Below are 17,934 nucleotides of genomic sequence, written 5' to 3'. Positions count from 1 at the left end.
CAGGCTCCCTGCGGGTTTTTGCAGACACCTTAGGGAGCGGTCGTGACGAAATTGTTGCAGTTTGAAGCGTTACACCGGGGTGCCCAGCAGCACGTTGCTGGGGGAGAACTGCACCTTCACCTGCATGCCTTTGGCGGCATTAATCTGCGCAAGCGCGTCGGGCCGGGCCAGAGCACATAAAACCTGGCCATTGGGCAGGGTGATACGAACCTCGCTGGGGCCGTCTTCGGCGTCGAGAATCGCCTCGATTTTTCCTTCCAGGCAATTGTGTCCAGGTGTTTCTGACTGCGAGGCGGCCAGCACTTCAAGCCAGCCGGCCTTGATCAGAGCCACCACTTCGGTGCCGGTCTCCAGCTCCAGATGCAAGGTGCTGTCGTGGGTGATCTGCGCAGCCAGGCTCAGCCCGCCGGCCAGTTCCAGGCGAATCAGGTCGTTGCGGCCATGGCTGTCGATGGCAATGACCTTGCCATGCAACTGGTTGCGCGCGCTGGTGCGCAGCATCAGGCGGCCCAGCAGGTTGAAGTCGCTGGCGTCTTCGGCGGAATCCAGCACCTGGGCTTGCAGCACTTGCAGGCGCTGGTAGAGGCGCAACACCCGTTCGCCCTCTGCCGTCAGCTTGGCGCCGCCACCGCCCTTGCCGCCGACACTGCGTTCCACCAAGGGCTTTTGCGCCAGGTTGTTCAGCTCGTCGATGGCGTCCCAGGCAGCCTTGTAACTCAGGCCGGCACTCTTCGCTGCGCGAGTGATGGAGCCTTGTTCGGCAATGTGTTGCAGCAGCGCAATGCGCTGGGGGCGACGGACGATGTGTTGGCTCAAGAGGGTTGGCAGGGACATGGGGACACGCTTCGATGGAATGGGCAGACGTTGCGGGCAGGGCGCCTTAGAGTCAAGTCATGTGCCGGGCTTGGGCGTGCGCGCGAGGCAATACACATCCACCTGTCGGGCGCCGGCGTCCATCAACAACCGGGCCAGGCTGTTGGCGGTGGCGCCGGTAGTCAGTACGTCATCGATCAGCGCCAGGTGCCGGCCTTTGATTTGCGCACCGTCCGCCAAGGCAAAGGCCTGGAGCAGGTTGCGCTTGCGGGTCTTGGCGTCCAGGTCCTGTTGCGCCACCGTTTCATGAGGCCGCAGCAGCAGGTGCTCGTCGTAGGGGATATTCAGGTCCTTGCTCAGCCAGCGCGCAAGCATGGCCGACTGGTTGTAACCTCGTTCCCGCAGGCGTTTGCGAGCCAAGGGCACGGGCAGCAGGCAGTCGGGGCGCGTCAGTTCGGCATCGTCATAACGGTGTTGCAGAAACTGCCCCAGCAGGTGCGCGAGCAAATGGCCCAGCGGCCATCGAGCCTGATGCTTGAAGCGGCTTATCAGGCTGTCGACGGGAAAGCTGTAGGTCCAGGGTGCAACCACCTGTTTAAACGCCGGTGGTCGCTTCAGGCATTGGCCGCACACCAGGCCCGCCATGGGCAACGGCAGCGCGCACACTTCGCAATGATCCATCAACCAAGGCAGTTCGGTTTCGCAGGCGTTGCAGATGGAATGGGCTGTTTCACTGCTTTCATCGCAGATCAAACAGATTTGGTTGTTTTTTTAACCAGATGTAAACCTCATGTTTGTTCTCAAGTTGACAGTGCATGAATCTTCCTTAAATATGCCGAGCATCCGTGTCGTGCCTGTGGGTATTACTTCCCGCAGGGCTTGCCAAAGCATAATCAAGGAATCGCCCATGAGCGCCAGCATCACTGCCAACCTGCGTCACGATTGGTCTTTAGCCGAAGTCAAAGCGCTGTTCGTGCAGCCCTTCAACGACCTGTTGTTCCAGGCGCAGACCGTGCACCGCGCGCATTTCGACGCCAACCGCGTCCAGGTTTCCACGCTGCTGTCGATCAAGACCGGCGCCTGCCCGGAAGATTGCAAATATTGTCCGCAGTCGGGCCACTACAACACGGGCCTGGAAAAAGAGAAGCTGATGGAAGTGCAGAAGGTCCTCGAAGAGGCCGCCCGCGCCAAGGCCATCGGTTCGACCCGCTTCTGCATGGGCGCCGCCTGGAAGCATCCGTCGGCCAAAGACATGCCCTACGTGCTGGAAATGGTCAAAGGCGTGAAAGCCATGGGCCTGGAAACCTGCATGACCCTCGGCCGCCTCGACCAGGACCAGACCGAAGCCCTGGCCCAGGCCGGCCTCGATTACTACAACCACAACCTCGACACGTCGCCGGAGTTCTACGGCTCGATCATCACCACCCGCACCTACGGCGAACGCCTGCAAACCCTGGCCTACGTGCGTGATTCAGGGATGAAAATCTGCTCGGGCGGCATCCTCGGCATGGGCGAGTCGCTGGACGACCGCGCCAACCTGCTGATCCAGCTGGCCAACCTGCCGGAGCATCCGGAATCGGTGCCGATCAACATGCTGGTGAAAGTCGCCGGTACGCCGCTGGAAAACGCCGACGATATTGACCCGTTCGACTTCATCCGCATGCTGGCAGTGGCGCGTATCCTGATGCCGCAGTCCCATGTGCGGCTGTCGGCCGGGCGCGAGGCGATGAACGAGCAGATGCAGGCCCTGGCGTTTTTTGCCGGTGCCAACTCGATTTTCTACGGCGACAAACTGCTGACCACTGCCAACCCGCAGGCGGACAAGGACATGCAACTGTTCTCGCGCCTGGGCATCTTGCCGGAGGCCCGCGAAGAGCACGCCGATGAAGTGCACCAGGCGGCGATCGAGCAGGCGCTGGTGGAGCAGAAGAGCAGCGAGCAGTTCTATAACGCGGCTGTTTGATAAGTCCACTTTGGAATGCCATCCAAATGTGGGAGCGGGCTTGCTCGCGAAGGCGGTGTGTCAGCCAATACATAAGCTGACTGATCCACTGCTTTCGCGAGCAAGCCCGCTCCCACATTTTTGACCGCGTTCAACCTGATCTACCGAGGTCTGCATGTCTTTCGATCTCACCGCGCGTCTTGCGGCTCGTCGTGCCGAACACCTGTATCGCCAACGTCCACTGCTGCAGAGCCCGCAAGGCCCTGAAGTGGTGGTCGACGGCCAGCCGTTGCTGGCGTTCTGCAACAACGATTACCTGGGCCTGGCCAATCACCCGCAAGTGATTGAAGCCTGGCGCGTGGGCGCAGCGCGTTGGGGTGTCGGTGGCGGCGCTTCGCATCTGGTGATTGGCCACAGCACGCCGCACCATGAACTGGAAGAGGCCCTCGCCGACCTGACCGGTCGCCCGCGAGCGCTGTTGTTCACCACCGGTTACTTGGCCAACCTCGGAGCCGTCACGGCGCTGGTGGGGCAGGGCGATACGGTGCTGGAAGACCGTCTTAACCACGCCTCGTTGCTGGATGCCGGTTTGCTCTCCGGCGCGCGCTTCAACCGTTATCTGCACAACGACGCCGTCAGCCTGGCCAAGCGCCTGGAGAAAGCCACCGGCAATACGCTGGTGGTCACCGATGGCGTGTTCAGCATGGACGGCGACCTGGCTGACCTGCCGGCACTGGCCCGTGAAGCCCGAGCCAAGGGCGCATGGCTGATGGTGGATGACGCCCATGGCTTCGGGCCTTTGGGCGCCAACGGTGGTGGGATCGTCGAGCATTTTGGCTTGAGCCAGGAAGATGTGCCGGTGCTGGTCGGCACCCTCGGCAAGGCCTTCGGTACTGCCGGCGCGTTTGTGGCGGGCAGCGAAGAGCTGATCGAAAGCCTGATCCAGTTCGCCCGCCCGTATATCTACACCACCAGCCAACCGCCGGCACTGGCCTGCGCCACGCTGAAAAGCCTGGAACTGCTGCGCACCGAGCATTGGCGCCGTGAGCATCTCAATGGGCTGATCCGCCAATTCCGCCAGGGCGCCGAGCAGATTGGCCTGGAGCTGATGGACAGTTTCACGCCGATCCAGCCGATCATGATTGGCGACAGTGCCCGTGCGATGCGTTTGTCGCAGATGCTGCGTGAGCGCGGGCTGATGGTGACCGCGATCCGGCCACCGACCGTGCCTGCCGGTAGCGCCCGTCTGCGGGTAACCCTGACGGCGGCCCACAGTGAAGCCCAGGTGCAGCTATTGTTAAACGCATTGGAAGAGTGTTTCCGCTTGTTAGGCCAGGAGCCCGACCATGCGTGATCGACTGATATTGCTGCCTGGCTGGGGGCTCGGCATTTCGCCGCTGGAACCGTTGGCGGCGGTGTTGCAGGGGCTGGATGAACACTTGCAGGTGCAGATCGAACCGTTGCCGGTGCTGGCTTCCAGTGACCTCGACGAATGGCTCGACGAACTGGACGCCAGCCTGCCGGACAATGCTTGGCTGGGCGGCTGGTCCCTCGGCGGGATGCTGGCTTCGGAGCTTGCAGCGCGCCGCGGTGATCGTTGCTGCGGCCTGGTGACTCTGGCCAGTAACCCGTGTTTTGTCGCCCATGGCGGCTGGCCGAGCGCAATGCCCGGCGAAACCTTCGATGCGTTTCTCGCGGGTTGCAATGCCGATTCTCAAGTCACGCTCAAGCGCTTTGGTTTGTTGTGCGCCAAGGGCGCGGAAGATCCTCGCGGGTTGGCGCGCTTGTTGGTCAGCGGGGCGCCGAATACGCCTTCTCCGGTCTTGATGACCGGCCTTGAGTTACTCGCTCAGATGGATACACGTGAGGCGTTGCTGGCCTTTCGCGGCCCGCAGTTGCACCTGTTTGCCGGCATGGACGGCCTGGTGCCCGCCGAGGCGGCCAGTGATCTGCTGACGTTGTTGCCCGATGTTGAAATCGGCCTGATTGAACAGGCCGGTCACGCTTTTCTACTGGAGGACCCCCACGGCGTAGCGGGGGCCATCCAGGCTTTTTTGCACGAGTGCGGTGATGACTGATTTGTCCCATGTGTTGCCCGGCGGCTTGCCAGACAAGCGCCAGGTAGCGGCCTCCTTTTCCCGCGCAGCCGCGAGTTACGACAGTGTTGCCGAGTTGCAGCGTGCGGTGGGCAGCGAGCTGCTGCGACGTTTGCCCGATGGTATTTCGCCGCAACGCTGGCTGGATCTGGGCTGCGGTACGGGTTATTTCAGTCGCGTGCTGGGCCAGTCATTTCCGGATAGCCAGGGTTTGGCCCTGGATATCGCCGAGGGCATGCTCAACCACGCCCGGCCCTTGGGCGGCGCGCAACATTTTATCGCTGGGGATGCCGAGCGTTTGCCGTTGCAGGATTCCAGTTGCGGGCTGATCTATTCGAGCCTTGCCGTGCAGTGGTGTTCGGATTTTGCCGCAGTACTCAGCGAAGCGCGTCGCGTGTTGCAGCCCGGCGGCGTGCTGGCGTTTGCCAGCCTGTGCGTGGGTACGCTGGATGAGTTGCGCGAAAGCTGGCGCGCGGCGGATGGCATGGTTCACGTGAACCGCTTCCGGCCGTTCAGTGCCTATGAGCAACTGTGCGCGGCCAGTGGCTTGCGGGTGCGTAGCCTGGAGCAGTGTCCCCATGTGCTGCACTACCCTGACGTGCGCAGCCTGACCCACGAACTGAAAGCGTTGGGTGCGCACAATCTGAACCCGGGGCGCCCCGGAGGCTTGACGGGCCGGGCGCGGATTGTTGCACTGGTGCAAGCCTACGAGCAGTTCCGCCAGGCCCAGGGCCTGCCGGCGACTTATCAAGTGGTGTACGCCGTCCTGGAGAAACCTCTATGAATGCCGCTTACTTCATCACGGGGACCGACACCGACGTCGGCAAGACCACCATCGCCGCCGGCCTGCTGCATGCCGCGCGGCAAGCCGGCAAAAGCACTGCGGCGGGCAAGCCGGTGGCCTCGGGCTGCCAACTGACGCCCAAGGGGCTGCGCAATTCGGATGCCTTGGCGTTGCTGGCTGAATGCTCGCTGCCTTTGACCTATGCCGAGGTCAATCCGGTGGCGTTCGAGCCGGCCATCGCGCCGCATCTGGCGGCCCGCGAAGCCGGTGTGGCACTGACGGTTCAGTCGTTGTTGAAGCCCATGCAGCATATCCTCGCCAAGCAGGCCGACTTCACCCTGATTGAGGGCGCGGGCGGTTGGCGTGTGCCCTTGGCGGATCAGGACAATCTGTCGGACCTGGCCCAAGCGCTGAAGCTGCCGGTGATCCTGGTGGTGGGGGTGCGACTGGGCTGTATCAGCCATGCGTTGCTGACCGCCGAAGCCATCGCCCGGGACGGTTTGCCGCTGGCGGGCTGGGTAGCGAATATCATCGATCCGAAGACCTCTCGTCTGGAAGAAAACCTCGCGACCCTGGCTGAACGACTTCCCGCGCCATGCCTGGGAAGGGTGCCCAAGCTCAAGCATCCCAGCGCCGAGGCGGTCGCCGGGTACTTGCAACTGGACCTGCTTGACTAGTTTTGCCTATCAATAAGGCATTATGCCATTAGTGTTTTTAACGGGCCTTTTGCCGGTATGTCTGCTTCAATAAGATTTCACGATTCTCTTTCAGGCAGGTTCACGCCATGGAAATCTCTGGCAGCAGTGCGTTTTACTCGGGGCTGAGCGCGATTCAGACCGGGCAGAACCGTGTCGACCAGGCCGCCGGCAAGATCGCCAGCGCCGCTACTACCCAGCCTTCGGACGCGCAAAATGATCGTTTGCGTTCGGTAGACGCCAATCAGGCAAGCAACTCGGCAAGCAATATGGTCGAGATGGCCCAAGGCAAGTTCCAAGTAGAACTGGGCGCCAAAGTGGCCAAGGCTTCCGACGAAATGCTCGGCACGTTGATCGATACCTACGCTTGAATATTGCGCTCTCCAGGTTCTCTGTGGGAGCTGGCTTGCCTGCGATAATGTCGCCCCAATCCTCCTGAAGCACCGTGGCGCCTGCATCGCAGGCAAGCCAGCTCCCACCCTGATCCCCGTCACCCTCGATTCCTTCTAAACCCTTGGAACTCCATGCGGCATTTCGCTGCAGGCCTTGCCGTGCCTGACGTTGACCTGCGTCATGACAAACGGCATTTGCACGACGCTTGACAAGGATAGGTCGTAAACGTATGTTTCAAACAACTGTTTGACCGCTACAACAATCCACGCGGTTGTTCATCCCAGATACATCAGCAGAGGTTTATCGCTATGCCTGACTACAAGGCCCCCTTGCGTGATATTCGCTTCGTTCGTGACGAACTGCTCGGCTATGAAGCGCATTATCAGAGCCTGCCGGCTTGCCAGGACGCTACCCCGGACATGGTTGACGCCATTCTCGAAGAAGGCGCCAAGTTCTGTGAGCAGGTACTGGCACCGCTGAACCGCGTGGGTGACATCGAAGGTTGCACCTGGAGCGAGTCAGGCGTTAAGACCCCTACCGGTTTCAAAGAAGCCTACAAACAATTCGTCGAAGGCGGCTGGCCAAGCCTGGCCCACGACGTGGCGCACGGTGGCCAAGGCCTGCCGGAGTCCCTGGGCCTGGCAGTCAGCGAAATGGTCGGCGAAGCCAACTGGTCGTGGGGCATGTACCCGGGCCTGTCCCATGGCGCGATGAACACCATTTCCGAGCACGGCACCCCCGAGCAGCAAGAGGCTTACCTGACCAAGTTGGTGTCGGGTGAGTGGACTGGCACCATGTGCCTGACCGAGCCGCACTGCGGCACCGACCTCGGCATGCTGCGCACCAAGGCCGAGCCTCAGGCCGATGGTTCCTACAAGGTTTCCGGCACCAAGATCTTCATCTCGGCCGGTGAACACGACATGGCCGACAACATCGTCCACATCGTGCTGGCCCGCCTGCCGGACGCACCGGCTGGCACCAAAGGCATTTCGCTGTTCATCGTTCCCAAGTTCGTACCGAACGCCGACGGTTCGATTGGCGAGCGCAACGCGGTGTCCTGTGGCTCCCTGGAACACAAGATGGGCATCCACGGTAACGCCACCTGCGTGATGAACTTCGACGCGGCCACTGGTTTCCTGATCGGCCCGGCGAACAAAGGCCTGAACTGCATGTTCACCTTTATGAACACCGCTCGTTTGGGTACCGCGCTGCAAGGCCTGTCCCACGCTGAAATCGGCTTCCAGGGCGGCCTGAAATACGCTCGTGACCGCCTGCAAATGCGCTCCCTGACTGGCCCGAAAGCGCCAGACAAGGCAGCCGACCCGATCATCGTGCACCCTGACGTGCGCCGCATGCTGCTGACCATGAAAGCCTTCGCCGAAGGCAACCGCGCGATGGTGTACTTCACCGCCAAGCAGGTTGACGTGGTCAAGTACGGCACCGACGACGAAGCCAAGAAACAGGCTGACGCACTGCTGGCCTTCATGACCCCGATCGCCAAGGCGTTCATGACCGAAGTCGGTTTTGAAGCTGCCAACCACGGCGTGCAAATCTACGGCGGCCACGGCTTCATCGCCGAGTGGGGCATGGAGCAGAACGTTCGCGACAGCCGCATTTCGATGCTGTACGAAGGCACCACCGGTATCCAGGCCCTCGACCTGCTGGGCCGTAAAGTGCTGATGACCCAAGGCGAAGCGCTGAAGGGCTTCACCAAGATCGTCCACAAGTTCTGCCAGGCCAACGAAGGCAACGAAGCGGTACAAGAATTCGTTGCACCGCTGGCGGCACTGAACAAAGAGTGGGGCGAGTTGACCATGAAGGTCGGCATGGCGGCCATGAAAGACCGTGAAGAAGTCGGCGCCGCTTCGGTGGATTACCTGATGTACTCCGGCTACGCCTGCCTGGCTTACTTCTGGGCTGACATGGCCCGCCTGGCCGCTGAGAAACTGGCTGCCGGCACCACCGAAGAAGGCTTCTACACCGCCAAGCTGCAGACTGCGCGCTTCTACTTCCAGCGCATCCTGCCGCGTACCCGCACCCACGTTGCAACCATGCTGTCGGGCGCCAACAACCTGATGGACATGAAAGAAGAGAACTTCGACCTGGGCTACTAAGCCTCGACGGGTTCATTTCAAAAGCCGCCGCTCCTTCGGGAGCGGCGGCTTTTTTATCGTCCCCATGCTCCGCTCGGGATTGCAGCCTGGGATGCTCTGCGTCCCGCTCCATGCCACTCAATAAAAAACCACAGCGCAGCACTCAGGGATTGCGCCGCTCGGCCGTTAAAGTGATGGCAATGTGATACGCATCACATCGAATGTGCTTAACTGTGATCAGTGAAGGCACTGTGCCATCTTTTTAGTGGGTCGGAGCTTTACCCTTGCCACGCGTGTCTGCTTTACGTTTCAGTCATTTTTTACCTTCACTGCTGTTGCTGCTGGCGGGGCTCTCGGCTGCGTACGTGAAGGACCTCAATGTGTTCTTCACCTCACTGTTCAATGTGCTGCCGACCCTCGTACTGCTGCTAGGCGGTTCGTACTGCGCGGTTTACCGTCGCCAGCGCGAACTGTTCCTGATGCTCACGGTGTACGTGGTCTATTTCCTGCTGGACACCCAGACCGATTACTACCGCGACCACGGCCGTGTTCGAGAGGACGCGGCCGTGGTCTTCCATCTGTGTTGCCTGTTGTTGCCGCTGCTGTTCGGCATCTATGCGGTCTGGCAGGAAAAAACCCACCTGTTTCGCGACTTCGTCGCACGGTGCGCGGTGCTGCTTGCGATCGGCAGCGTGGCGCTGGCCCTTGAGCAAAGTTTCCCCCAGGCGCTGTTGAGCTGGTTGGCCGAGATTCGCTGGCCCGCCTTGCATGGCCGCTGGATGAGCCTGATCCAGTTGTCGTACCCGATGTTCCTGATTGGCTTTGTGACCTTGGCCGCGCAGTACTGGTACCAGCCAAGACCGTTGCACGCCGCGCAACTGGTGGGTTTGCTGGGTTTGTTCTGGATGTTGCCGCAGACTTTCATCCTGCCGTTCACCCTGAACATCATGTGCAGCCAGGTGATGCTGATGATTGCCGCCGGCGTGGCCCACGAGGCTTATCAAATGGCCTTCCGTGACGAACTGACCGGCCTGCCGGGCCGCCGCGCACTCAACGAACGCATGCAGCGCCTGGGGCGCAACTATGTGCTGGCCATGGGCGACGTTGATCATTTCAAGCGCTTCAACGACACCCATGGCCACGATGTTGGCGACCAGGTACTGCGCCTGGTGGCCAGCAAGCTGTCCAAGGTCAACGGCGGCGGCCGGGCTTATCGGTATGGCGGTGAAGAGTTTGCCGTGGTGTTCGCCGGCAAGACCCTGGATGAATGCCTGCCGCACCTCGAAGAAATCCGCGAAATCATCGCCAACTACGACATCAAGCTGCGTAACCCCGATCGTCCCAACGATGATCAACAGGGCCGACAACGTCGTGCAGGCAGTGGTGCGTCAAGCGTGTCGGTGACCGTCAGCATCGGCGTCGCCGAGCGCCAGGCCGAGCAGCGCAGCCCTGAAGAAGTGCTCAAATCCGCCGATCAGGCGCTGTACAACGCCAAGGGCGCGGGGCGTAACTGCGTGGTCGCTTCGGGGCAGACCCGCCGCGGCGCGGTGCGCATGGACAGCGCTGCCGGTTGAGTGATGGTGGTGTATTCAGCGGCCCTACTGTGATTGTCCGGTGGGCCGTGCGGCAGTAGGTTGGAGGCATCTGCTGCCGGAGACATTGCCATGCCTGACTATAAAGCTCCCCTGCGCGACATGCGCTTTCTGATCGATCACGTTTTTGACTTCCACGGCCACTACGCGGCGCTGGGGGCAACTGACGCGAGCCCGGACATGGTCGGCGCGATCCTCGAAGAAGGCGCGAAGTTCTGCGAAAACGTTCTCTCGCCGTTGAACCGTTCCGGCGACGAAGAGGGCTGCCATTTCGACAACGGCGTGGTGACCACGCCAAAGGGCTTCAAGGAAGCCTTCGCCCAGTACGTGGAAGGCGGCTGGCACGGTTTGGCTGCAGACCCGGCCTACGGTGGGCAGGGCTTGCCAATGTCCCTGGGCCTGGTGCTCGCGGAGATGATCTCCTCCAGCAACACGTCCTGGGGCATGTACCCTGGCCTGACCCACGGTGCGATGTCGGCGATCCGTGCCCATGGCACTGAAGAACAGAAAAACACCTACCTGAGCAAACTCACCGCCGGCCAGTGGACGGGCACTATGTGCCTGACCGAAGCCCATTGCGGCACCGATCTGGGGCTGATCAAGACCCGCGCCGTGCCTCAGGCAGACGGCAGCTACGCGATCACCGGCAGCAAGATTTTCATCTCGGCCGGCGAGCACGACATGAGTGAAAACATCATCCACCTGGTGCTGGCCAAGCTGCCGGACGCGCCGGCCGGGACCAAGGGTATTTCGCTGTTTATCGTGCCTAAATTCCACGCCAACTCGGGTGAACGCAATGCGATGGCGTGCGGCTCGATCGAACACAAGATGGGCATCAAGGCTTCGGCCACCTGTGTGCTGAACTTCGATGGCGCCCGGGGCTTCCTGATCGGTGAGGCGAACAAGGGCCTGAACTGCATGTTCACCATGATGAACCATGCGCGGTTGGGCACCGGCATGCAGGGCCTTTGCCTGGGTGAAGCGAGCTTCCAGGGCGCGATCAAGTACGCCAACGACCGCTTGCAGATGCGTTCGCTGACCGGTGCCAAGGCTCCGGAAAAAGCCGCCGACCCGATCATCGTCCACCCGGATGTGCGGCGCATGTTGCTGACCATGAAAGCTTTCAACGAAGGCAACCGGGCGCTGACCTACTTCTGCGCGCAGTTACTCGATACCGCGCACTTGAGCGGCGACGAAGGTCAGCGTCAGGAGGCTGAAGACCTGTTGGCTTTCCTTACGCCGATCTGCAAAGCCTTCATGACCGAAACCGGGCTGGAGGTGACCAACCATGGCATGCAAGTGTTCGGCGGCCATGGCTACATTCGTGAGTGGGGCATGGAGCAGTTGGTGCGGGACTGCCGGATTGCGCCGATCTATGAAGGCACCAATGGCATCCAGGCACTGGATTTGCTCGGACGCAAGGTGCTCGGCAGCCAGGGCAAGCTGCTGCGGGGCTTTACCAAGATCGTCCACAAGTTCTGCGCGGCAAACGCCGAGCATCCGCAACTCAAGGGCCATGTGGCGCAGCTCAATGAGTTGAATCAGCAATGGGGCGAACTGACGGTCAAGGTCGGCATGGCCGCCATGAAGAATCCGGATGAAGTCGGCGCGGCGGCCCTGGATTACCTCATGTACAGCGGCTACATCATCCTCGCCTATCTGTGGCTGCGCATGGCGTTGGTGGCACAGGAGCAGTTGGACAGCGGCAGCGGTGATGCCGATTACGCTCGAGGCAAGCTGGCGACATGCGAGTTCTACTTCAAGCGCCTGCTACCGCGCACGGCAGCCCACCGGGCGGCAGTGGAGGCGGGCAGCGAATGCCTGATGAGTCTGCCCGCGGAGCTGTTCGCGCTTTAGTGACCGTAAAATACTTGTTGGTCATGATCAGACCCTATGTGTCACAAAAGTTGTTCGGTTACACTCGGGGTCTGTAAAACTGACCCCACCCGAATAACGTTTTAGTTCTCACGAGGTTTGCCATGGCTGACTACAAAGCGCCGCTGCGCGATATGCGCTTCGTCCTCAACGAAGTTTTCGAGGTCGCCAAACTCTGGGCCCAACTGCCTGCGCTGGCGGAGACCGTCGACGCCGAGACCGTTGAGGCAATCCTCGAAGAAGCCGGCAAAGTCACCTCCAAGACCGTCGCCCCGCTCAGCCGTGGCGGCGACGAAGAAGGCTGCCGCTGGGAGAATGGCGCGGTCTTCACCCCGGCCGGCTTCAAGGACGCCTACAAGACATACGCCGAAGGCGGTTGGGTAGGCGTCGGTGGTGACCCGACCTACGGCGGCATGGGCATGCCCAAGGCGGTATCGGCCCAGGTTGAAGAGATGATCAACTCCTCGGGCCTGGCCTTTGGCCTGTACCCGATGCTGACGTCCGGCGCCTGCGTGTCGATCAACACCCACGCCAGCGAAGAACTCAAGGCCACCTACCTGCCGAATATGTATTCGGGCGTGTGGGCCGGCTCCATGTGCCTGACCGAGCCTCATGCGGGCACCGACCTGGGGATTATTCGGACCAAGGCCGAGCCTCAGGCAGACGGTTCCTACAAGGTCAGCGGCACCAAGATCTTCATCACCGGTGGCGAGCACGACCTCACCGACAACATCATCCACCTGGTGCTGGCCAAGCTGCCGGACGCACCCGCCGGTCCCAAGGGCATCTCGCTGTTCCTGGTGCCCAAGTTCATGGTCAATGCCGACGGCAGCCTGGGCGCGCGCAACCCGGTGACCTGTGGCTCCATCGAACACAAGATGGGCATCCAGGCTTCTGCGACGTGTGTAATGAACTTCGACGAAGCCGTGGGCTACCTGGTGGGCGAGCCGAACCGTGGCCTGGCGGCGATGTTCACCATGATGAATTACGAGCGCCTGGGTGTCGGCATCCAAGGCCTGGCTTCCGGCGAGCGCTCTTATCAGAACGCTATCGAATACGCCCGCGACCGCCTGCAAAGCCGTTCGCCAACCGGTCCAAAAGCCAAGGATAAGGCTGCCGACCCGATCATCGTCCACCCGGACGTGCGGCGCATGCTGCTGACCATGAAAGCCTCGAACGAAGGTGGCCGCGCATTCTCCACCTACGTGGCGATGCAACTCGACACCGCGAAGTTCAGCGAAGACGCCACCACCCGCAAACGTGCGGACGACCTGGTTGCCTTGCTGACCCCGGTTGCCAAGGCGTTCCTGACGGACCTGGGCCTGGAAACCACCGTGCACGGCCAGCAGATTTTCGGCGGCCACGGCTACATTCGCGAATGGGGCCAGGAGCAACTGGTGCGTGATGTGCGCATCACCCAGATCTACGAAGGCACCAACGGCATTCAGGCCCTGGACCTGGTGGGACGCAAGATCGTTGGCAGCGGCGGGGCGTTCTATAAGTTGTTCGCCGACGAGATCCGCCATTTCACCGCCACTGCAGGCGCTGAACTGGCCGAGTTCACCAAGCCGCTGAACGCGGCGGTGGATGATCTGGACGATCTGACCGCCTGGCTGCTGGATCGCGCCAAGTCCAACCCGAATGAAATCGGTGCGGCGTCGGTGGAATACCTGCACGCGTTCGGCTACATGGCCTATGCCTACATGTGGGCCCTGATGGCCAAGGCGGCCTTGGGCAAAGAGGCTCAGGAAGATTTCTACGCCAGCAAACTGGGCACCGCGCGTTTCTACTTTGCCCGCTTGCTGCCGAGGATCGCGTCCCTCAGTGCTTCGGTAAAAGCCGGTAGCGAATCGCTGTTTTTGCTGGATGAAGCACTGTTCTAAGGGTTTGGAGGGCGTGTAAGCATTCTCTTACATGACGTGCTGCTATTCGTCCTCTATCGCCACATTGGATCCACGGATAATCTACTTCACATGGACGTCGCGCAGGAAGCGCAAAGCAACAACACGGACACGTAGGATTCTGCCAGGAAGGCGGAGTGAAATGGATGTCAGGGAAACAGTCTGCAAAGCCCCGCTTCGGCGGGGTTTTCTTTTGCCTGCGAAAAAGTCAGACAGGCGCGTTCATCACGTCTTCCAGCAGCGTACGCAACAATTCCAACGTTGCTTGCTGACGCTGCACATCCCGGCACACCAATCCTACTTTCAGCGGCACCCGTGGTTCGCTCAGGGGTTTCCACAGCAACGCCTTGCTGTTGTGTTCGTCCTGGGAGCGCCCGGGCAGAACTGTCGCCAGCTTGGTGTAGGGCAGGCTGTCGAGAATCCCCACCATCGTATTCAACTCTGCCTGCACTTGCGGACGACGGCCCAGGTTCGCCAGTTGGCCCTGCCAAATCTGCCGTACCTGAAACTCCTCCCCCAGCAGCAACATCGGTAGCTCGGCGGCTTGCTTCAAGGAGACTTTCTTGAATTCCCGCAGCGGGTGGTCAGACGGGATGACCACCTTGAGTTCATCTTCATACAGCAGCACACCGTGCAGCCCCGGCTGGCGCGGCGGCAGGTAGCTGATGCCGATGTCGAGCGAGCCGTTGAGCAGCCGGCGTTCGATTTCCATACCGGTCAGTTCGTAGATCTGTACCACCAAATGCGGCTGGGCCTTGCGCACCCGTTCGAGCATCTGCGGCACCAGGCTGGTGTGCACGGTTTGCAGCACGCCGATCGCCAGGGTACGCAACGCCTGGCCCTTGAAGTTGCGCAGGGCTTCCACGGCTTGCTGCATGCCGTCGAGTAAGGGCAGGGCGTGGTTGTATAAGGTATGGGCGGCGAGAGTTGGCAGCAGGCGCTTGCTGCTGCGTTCGAACAGGCTCACATCGAGGTTCTGTTCGAGCTGGCGAATCTGCTGCGACAAGGCGGGTTGGGAGATCGACAGGCGCTCTGCAGCCCGGCCCACGTGGCCTTCTTCATACACCGCGACGAAATAACGCAGTTGCTTGAAATCCATAAGTAACGCTTATCGAAAATGCTGGAAAATCGAAATGGCCGAGTGCCCCCGAGACGCCTAGTCTAGCGCCTATTCACAGGGCTTACAGGGCCGAAAAGTGCGATGAGTAGTGTTTATGTTGACGGTGTTTGCATAGGCAGGGCAAAAAACCTCAGCCGTGGGTTGATAGGTAATACCGACCAAGGTGCGATTGCCAGCGGGGTTTATCCATGAACCTGTTCAACCTGCGTCGCCCGGTCCCCAGCCTTGATGATCTGATCCTCGATGCGAAAACTCCGACACTGCGAGACGACCTTTCCAGCAACTGCCTGATGCCCAGCGTGACTCGTCCGCCCCAGGTGTTTGTACGCGGCCAGGGTTCCTGGCTATGGGACAGCGAAGACCGCGCCTATCTCGACTTCAGCCAGGGTGGCGGCGCCAACAGCTTGGGCCATAGCCCGCAGGTACTGACCCAGGCGTTGGCCGATCAGGCCCAATCACTGATCAACCCCGGCCACGGCCTGCACAACCGCATTCAACTGAGCCTCGCCGATCGCCTGTGCCACCGCACCGGCAGCGACCAGGCCTACCTGCTCAACAGCGGCGCTGAAGCCTGCGAAGCGGCGATCAAGCTGGCGCGCAAATGGGGCCAACTGCACCGCGGTGGCGCCTATCGCATCATCACCGCCAGCAACGGTTGCCATGGCCGCAGCTTTGCGGCGATGTCGGCATCGGCCGCTGCCAGTGAAAACCGTTTTGAGCCGCAATTGCCGGGCTTCAGTCACGTGCCGTTCAACGATCTGTCTGCATTACATGCAGCCGTCGACGCACAGACGGTGGCCATCATGCTGGAGCCGATCCAGAACGATGCCGGCGTCATCCCTGCGACCGAGCATTACCTCAAGGGCGTCGAACGCCTGTGCCGCGAGCTGGGCATCCTGTTGATCCTCGACGAAGTGCAAACCGGCACTGGGCGCTGTGGCACCTTGCTCGCCGAACAGCACTATGGCGTACGCGCCGACATTATCTGCCTGGGCAAGGGCTTGGGTGGAGGTGTGCCGCTGGCGGCGTTGCTTGCGCGGGGCAAGGCGTGCTGTTTCGAACTCGGTGAGCTAGAAGGCACCCACCACGGCAATGCGCTGATGGCATCTGCTGGCGTAGCGGTGCTCGATACGGTGTTGAACCACGGATTTCTTGAACACATCTGCGAGGTCGGCGCGTACATGGGCGATGGATTGGCCCGCCTGGCTCATCGTTATGGTCAGGGCGAGCTACGTGGCCAGGGCCTGCTTTGGGGCCTGAGCCTGTCGGAAGATTCGGCAGATGCGGTGGTAAAGGCAGCGCTGAGTGAAGGACTGATCCTGAGCGCGCCGCAACCCGACTGCCTGCGCTTCACTCCGGCGCTCACCCTGAGCAAAAGCAACACCGACGAAATGCTCCTGCGCCTGGCGCGAGCGTTCTCCCGAGTGCGTACCGCACAGCTGCAATGCCGCAAGGGCATTGCCGTTTAACCCCTTATTTCCTGAACCGTCTCGCGGTATACGCGGCGCCTCCAGCCTGATTCTTTTGGCAGGGGGCGTTTTTTTGTCTGCGTAATTTTTGGATTGAAAAGGGTGCTTGAGCATCGTTGGGAAAAATGGCCTTTTAGCGGACGTCGGCAAGGACTGCCGATTGGGCGTGGAGTTTTTCTTTACGTCCCATTTTTAATCTATACCACTGGGTGGTATGTTTATGGAGATGGATATCCATGAGGCTAAGGTTGTTCAAAACCCGGTATTTTGCGAATTCGGCTAGCAAGGCCTGGATTTGCGATTCGGAGTTGAAGGAGGCGTTTGGCGAGTTGCTCAGAGGGCAAGCGGATAATCTCGGAGGAGGTGTTTGGAAAAAACGCCTGAACCAAAACAGGCATCGCTCCATTGTCCTGGCCAAGGGCAGGCATTACTGGGTTTATCACTCTCTTTTTGACAAGCAGAAACAAAGCAATATCAGCCAGAAGGAACTCGTCAATTTGCGGCTGCTGGCCAAAGTCTACGAAGAATTAAACGAAGCACAGGTTCAACACCTTCTGGATGTCAGGGAGTTTGTGGAGATACATCATGACCAAAAAATATGAAACGGAAGTGCTTGAGTCCATCCACCAATCTGCTCAAGCGCTATATGCAATAGGTGCCATCAGCAAAACCACTCTACGTGAGTTCGATGAGGCATGCCTTGCTTCGGTCCCAGCGCAAATTCAGGCTGAGCAAATCAAACAACTACGCGAGCGCAGCCACGTCAGCCAACCTGTATTTGCCCGTTACTTGAACACCAGCGCCTCCACGGTGAAGCAATGGGAGTCAGGTGAGAAGCGGCCCAGCGGCATGGCGCTCAAGCTGTTGAGCATCGTGCAGAAGCATGGTTTGGAAATTCTGGCCTGAAGATGGCCCGGTGCCAGATCCCACTGAACCCTTACCAACGGCCAAGGTCGATTAGCTTGTACGGCTCACACGAGCCGATTTTCTGGAGCTGAACCCATGGATATCATTCGCATCATCATCGCCATTCTGCTGCCGCCACTGGGTGTGTTCCTGCAAGTGGGTTTCGCCGGCGCGTTCTGGCTGAATATTCTGCTGACCTTGTGCGGTTATATCCCGGGTATCGTGCACGCGGTGTACATCATCGCCAAACGCTAA

General features: G+C 60.5%; 16 protein-coding genes and 1 pseudogene. 14 read left to right on the top strand and 3 right to left on the bottom strand.

What is annotated here, in order from left to right; translation table 11 throughout:
- Positions 1 to 69: 69 nt before the first annotated feature.
- Both SNL23_RS26065 and SNL23_RS26060 read right to left on the bottom strand, forming a co-directional pair.
- Complete coding sequence (locus SNL23_RS26065) at positions 70 to 834, bottom strand: TOBE domain-containing protein (RefSeq protein ID WP_167664157.1); 765 nt, start codon at positions 832 to 834, stop codon at positions 70 to 72.
- 57 nt (positions 835 to 891) lie between these two features.
- A pseudogene (locus SNL23_RS26060) lies at positions 892 to 1,630 on the bottom strand (ComF family protein).
- A gap of 90 nt (positions 1,631 to 1,720) precedes the next feature.
- Here SNL23_RS26060 and bioB point away from each other — a divergent pair.
- The 10 genes from bioB to SNL23_RS26010 all read left to right on the top strand — a co-directional run bounded on the left by bioB (position 1,721) and on the right by SNL23_RS26010 (position 14,166).
- Positions 1,721 to 2,776 (top strand): biotin synthase BioB, encoded by a 1,056-nt coding sequence (gene bioB / locus SNL23_RS26055; protein WP_003211072.1) that lies wholly within the window; start codon positions 1,721 to 1,723, stop codon positions 2,774 to 2,776.
- A 154-nt stretch (positions 2,777 to 2,930) separates the two neighbouring features.
- A complete protein-coding gene (gene bioF / locus SNL23_RS26050; RefSeq protein WP_318304060.1) occupies positions 2,931 to 4,109 on the top strand; it encodes an 8-amino-7-oxononanoate synthase in 1,179 nt (392 codons plus the stop codon).
- Positions 4,102 to 4,833, top strand: a complete 732-nt coding sequence (locus SNL23_RS26045; RefSeq protein WP_318304057.1) for an alpha/beta fold hydrolase — start codon at positions 4,102 to 4,104, stop codon at positions 4,831 to 4,833. Before bioF ends, SNL23_RS26045 begins: the two co-directional genes overlap by 8 nt.
- Positions 4,826 to 5,635 (top strand): malonyl-ACP O-methyltransferase BioC, encoded by an 810-nt coding sequence (bioC, locus tag SNL23_RS26040; protein WP_076017866.1) that lies wholly within the window; start codon positions 4,826 to 4,828, stop codon positions 5,633 to 5,635. Before SNL23_RS26045 ends, bioC begins: the two co-directional genes overlap by 8 nt.
- A complete protein-coding gene (bioD, locus tag SNL23_RS26035; RefSeq protein WP_076017867.1) occupies positions 5,632 to 6,312 on the top strand; it encodes a dethiobiotin synthase in 681 nt (226 codons plus the stop codon). Before bioC ends, bioD begins: the two co-directional genes overlap by 4 nt.
- Positions 6,313 to 6,419: 107 nt before the next feature.
- Positions 6,420 to 6,701, top strand: a complete 282-nt coding sequence (locus SNL23_RS26030; RefSeq protein WP_010167428.1) for a hypothetical protein — start codon at positions 6,420 to 6,422, stop codon at positions 6,699 to 6,701.
- Positions 6,702 to 7,031: 330 nt separating this feature from the next.
- Positions 7,032 to 8,837 (top strand): phenylacyl-CoA dehydrogenase, encoded by a 1,806-nt coding sequence (locus SNL23_RS26025; RefSeq protein WP_008434376.1) that lies wholly within the window; start codon positions 7,032 to 7,034, stop codon positions 8,835 to 8,837.
- Positions 8,838 to 9,100: 263 nt separating this feature from the next.
- Positions 9,101 to 10,390, top strand: coding sequence for a GGDEF domain-containing protein (locus SNL23_RS26020; RefSeq protein WP_167664163.1), 1,290 nt, complete (start codon positions 9,101 to 9,103; stop codon positions 10,388 to 10,390).
- A 90-nt stretch (positions 10,391 to 10,480) separates the two neighbouring features.
- Positions 10,481 to 12,265 carry an acyl-CoA dehydrogenase C-terminal domain-containing protein gene (locus SNL23_RS26015; protein WP_318304054.1) on the top strand — a complete coding sequence of 595 codons (1,785 nt, stop codon included), beginning with the start codon at positions 10,481 to 10,483 and terminating at the stop codon, positions 12,263 to 12,265.
- A 122-nt stretch (positions 12,266 to 12,387) separates the two neighbouring features.
- Positions 12,388 to 14,166 carry an acyl-CoA dehydrogenase C-terminal domain-containing protein gene (locus SNL23_RS26010; protein ID WP_076017871.1) on the top strand — a complete coding sequence of 593 codons (1,779 nt, stop codon included), beginning with the start codon at positions 12,388 to 12,390 and terminating at the stop codon, positions 14,164 to 14,166.
- Positions 14,167 to 14,392: 226 nt separating this feature from the next.
- Here the strand turns inward: SNL23_RS26010 and SNL23_RS26005 are convergent, their stop codons facing one another.
- A complete protein-coding gene (locus tag SNL23_RS26005) occupies positions 14,393 to 15,283 on the bottom strand; it encodes a LysR family transcriptional regulator (RefSeq protein ID WP_063026719.1) in 891 nt (296 codons plus the stop codon).
- A gap of 209 nt (positions 15,284 to 15,492) precedes the next feature.
- On the opposite strand from SNL23_RS26005, the gene SNL23_RS26000 reads away from it, so the two are divergent.
- The 4 genes from SNL23_RS26000 to SNL23_RS25985 all read left to right on the top strand — a co-directional run bounded on the left by SNL23_RS26000 (position 15,493) and on the right by SNL23_RS25985 (position 17,934).
- Positions 15,493 to 16,773 carry an aspartate aminotransferase family protein gene (locus SNL23_RS26000; RefSeq protein ID WP_318304053.1) on the top strand — a complete coding sequence of 427 codons (1,281 nt, stop codon included), beginning with the start codon at positions 15,493 to 15,495 and terminating at the stop codon, positions 16,771 to 16,773.
- 236 nt (positions 16,774 to 17,009) lie between these two features.
- Positions 17,010 to 17,375, top strand: a complete 366-nt coding sequence (locus tag SNL23_RS25995; protein WP_076017873.1) for a type II toxin-antitoxin system RelE/ParE family toxin — start codon at positions 17,010 to 17,012, stop codon at positions 17,373 to 17,375.
- Positions 17,359 to 17,679 carry a helix-turn-helix domain-containing protein gene (locus tag SNL23_RS25990; RefSeq protein WP_076017874.1) on the top strand — a complete coding sequence of 107 codons (321 nt, stop codon included), beginning with the start codon at positions 17,359 to 17,361 and terminating at the stop codon, positions 17,677 to 17,679. Before SNL23_RS25995 ends, SNL23_RS25990 begins: the two co-directional genes overlap by 17 nt.
- Positions 17,680 to 17,775: 96 nt before the next feature.
- A complete protein-coding gene (locus SNL23_RS25985; RefSeq protein WP_003211049.1) occupies positions 17,776 to 17,934 on the top strand; it encodes a YqaE/Pmp3 family membrane protein in 159 nt (52 codons plus the stop codon).

The organism is Pseudomonas sp. SED1, from assembly GCF_034044025.1.
Taxonomy (GTDB): Bacteria; Pseudomonadota; Gammaproteobacteria; order Pseudomonadales; family Pseudomonadaceae; genus Aquipseudomonas.
Note: the sequence above shows the minus strand (reverse complement) of the source record. Positions and strands in the feature narration are given on the sequence as shown.

Coding starts and splice junctions, on each gene's coding strand:
- SNL23_RS26065 (WP_167664157.1), bottom strand. CDS start 834: ATGTCCCTGCCAACCCTCTTGAGCCAACACATCGTCCGTCGCCCCCAG.
- bioB (WP_003211072.1), top strand. CDS start 1,721: ATGAGCGCCAGCATCACTGCCAACCTGCGTCACGATTGGTCTTTAGCC.
- SNL23_RS26025 (WP_008434376.1), top strand. CDS start 7,032: ATGCCTGACTACAAGGCCCCCTTGCGTGATATTCGCTTCGTTCGTGAC.
- SNL23_RS26005 (WP_063026719.1), bottom strand. CDS start 15,283: ATGGATTTCAAGCAACTGCGTTATTTCGTCGCGGTGTATGAAGAAGGC.
- bioC (WP_076017866.1), top strand. CDS start 4,826: ATGACTGATTTGTCCCATGTGTTGCCCGGCGGCTTGCCAGACAAGCGC.
- SNL23_RS26015 (WP_318304054.1), top strand. CDS start 10,481: ATGCCTGACTATAAAGCTCCCCTGCGCGACATGCGCTTTCTGATCGAT.
- SNL23_RS26000 (WP_318304053.1), top strand. CDS start 15,493: ATGAACCTGTTCAACCTGCGTCGCCCGGTCCCCAGCCTTGATGATCTG.
- SNL23_RS26045 (WP_318304057.1), top strand. CDS start 4,102: ATGCGTGATCGACTGATATTGCTGCCTGGCTGGGGGCTCGGCATTTCG.
- bioF (WP_318304060.1), top strand. CDS start 2,931: ATGTCTTTCGATCTCACCGCGCGTCTTGCGGCTCGTCGTGCCGAACAC.
- SNL23_RS26010 (WP_076017871.1), top strand. CDS start 12,388: ATGGCTGACTACAAAGCGCCGCTGCGCGATATGCGCTTCGTCCTCAAC.
- SNL23_RS25995 (WP_076017873.1), top strand. CDS start 17,010: ATGAGGCTAAGGTTGTTCAAAACCCGGTATTTTGCGAATTCGGCTAGC.
- SNL23_RS25990 (WP_076017874.1), top strand. CDS start 17,359: ATGACCAAAAAATATGAAACGGAAGTGCTTGAGTCCATCCACCAATCT.
- SNL23_RS26030 (WP_010167428.1), top strand. CDS start 6,420: ATGGAAATCTCTGGCAGCAGTGCGTTTTACTCGGGGCTGAGCGCGATT.
- SNL23_RS25985 (WP_003211049.1), top strand. CDS start 17,776: ATGGATATCATTCGCATCATCATCGCCATTCTGCTGCCGCCACTGGGT.
- bioD (WP_076017867.1), top strand. CDS start 5,632: ATGAATGCCGCTTACTTCATCACGGGGACCGACACCGACGTCGGCAAG.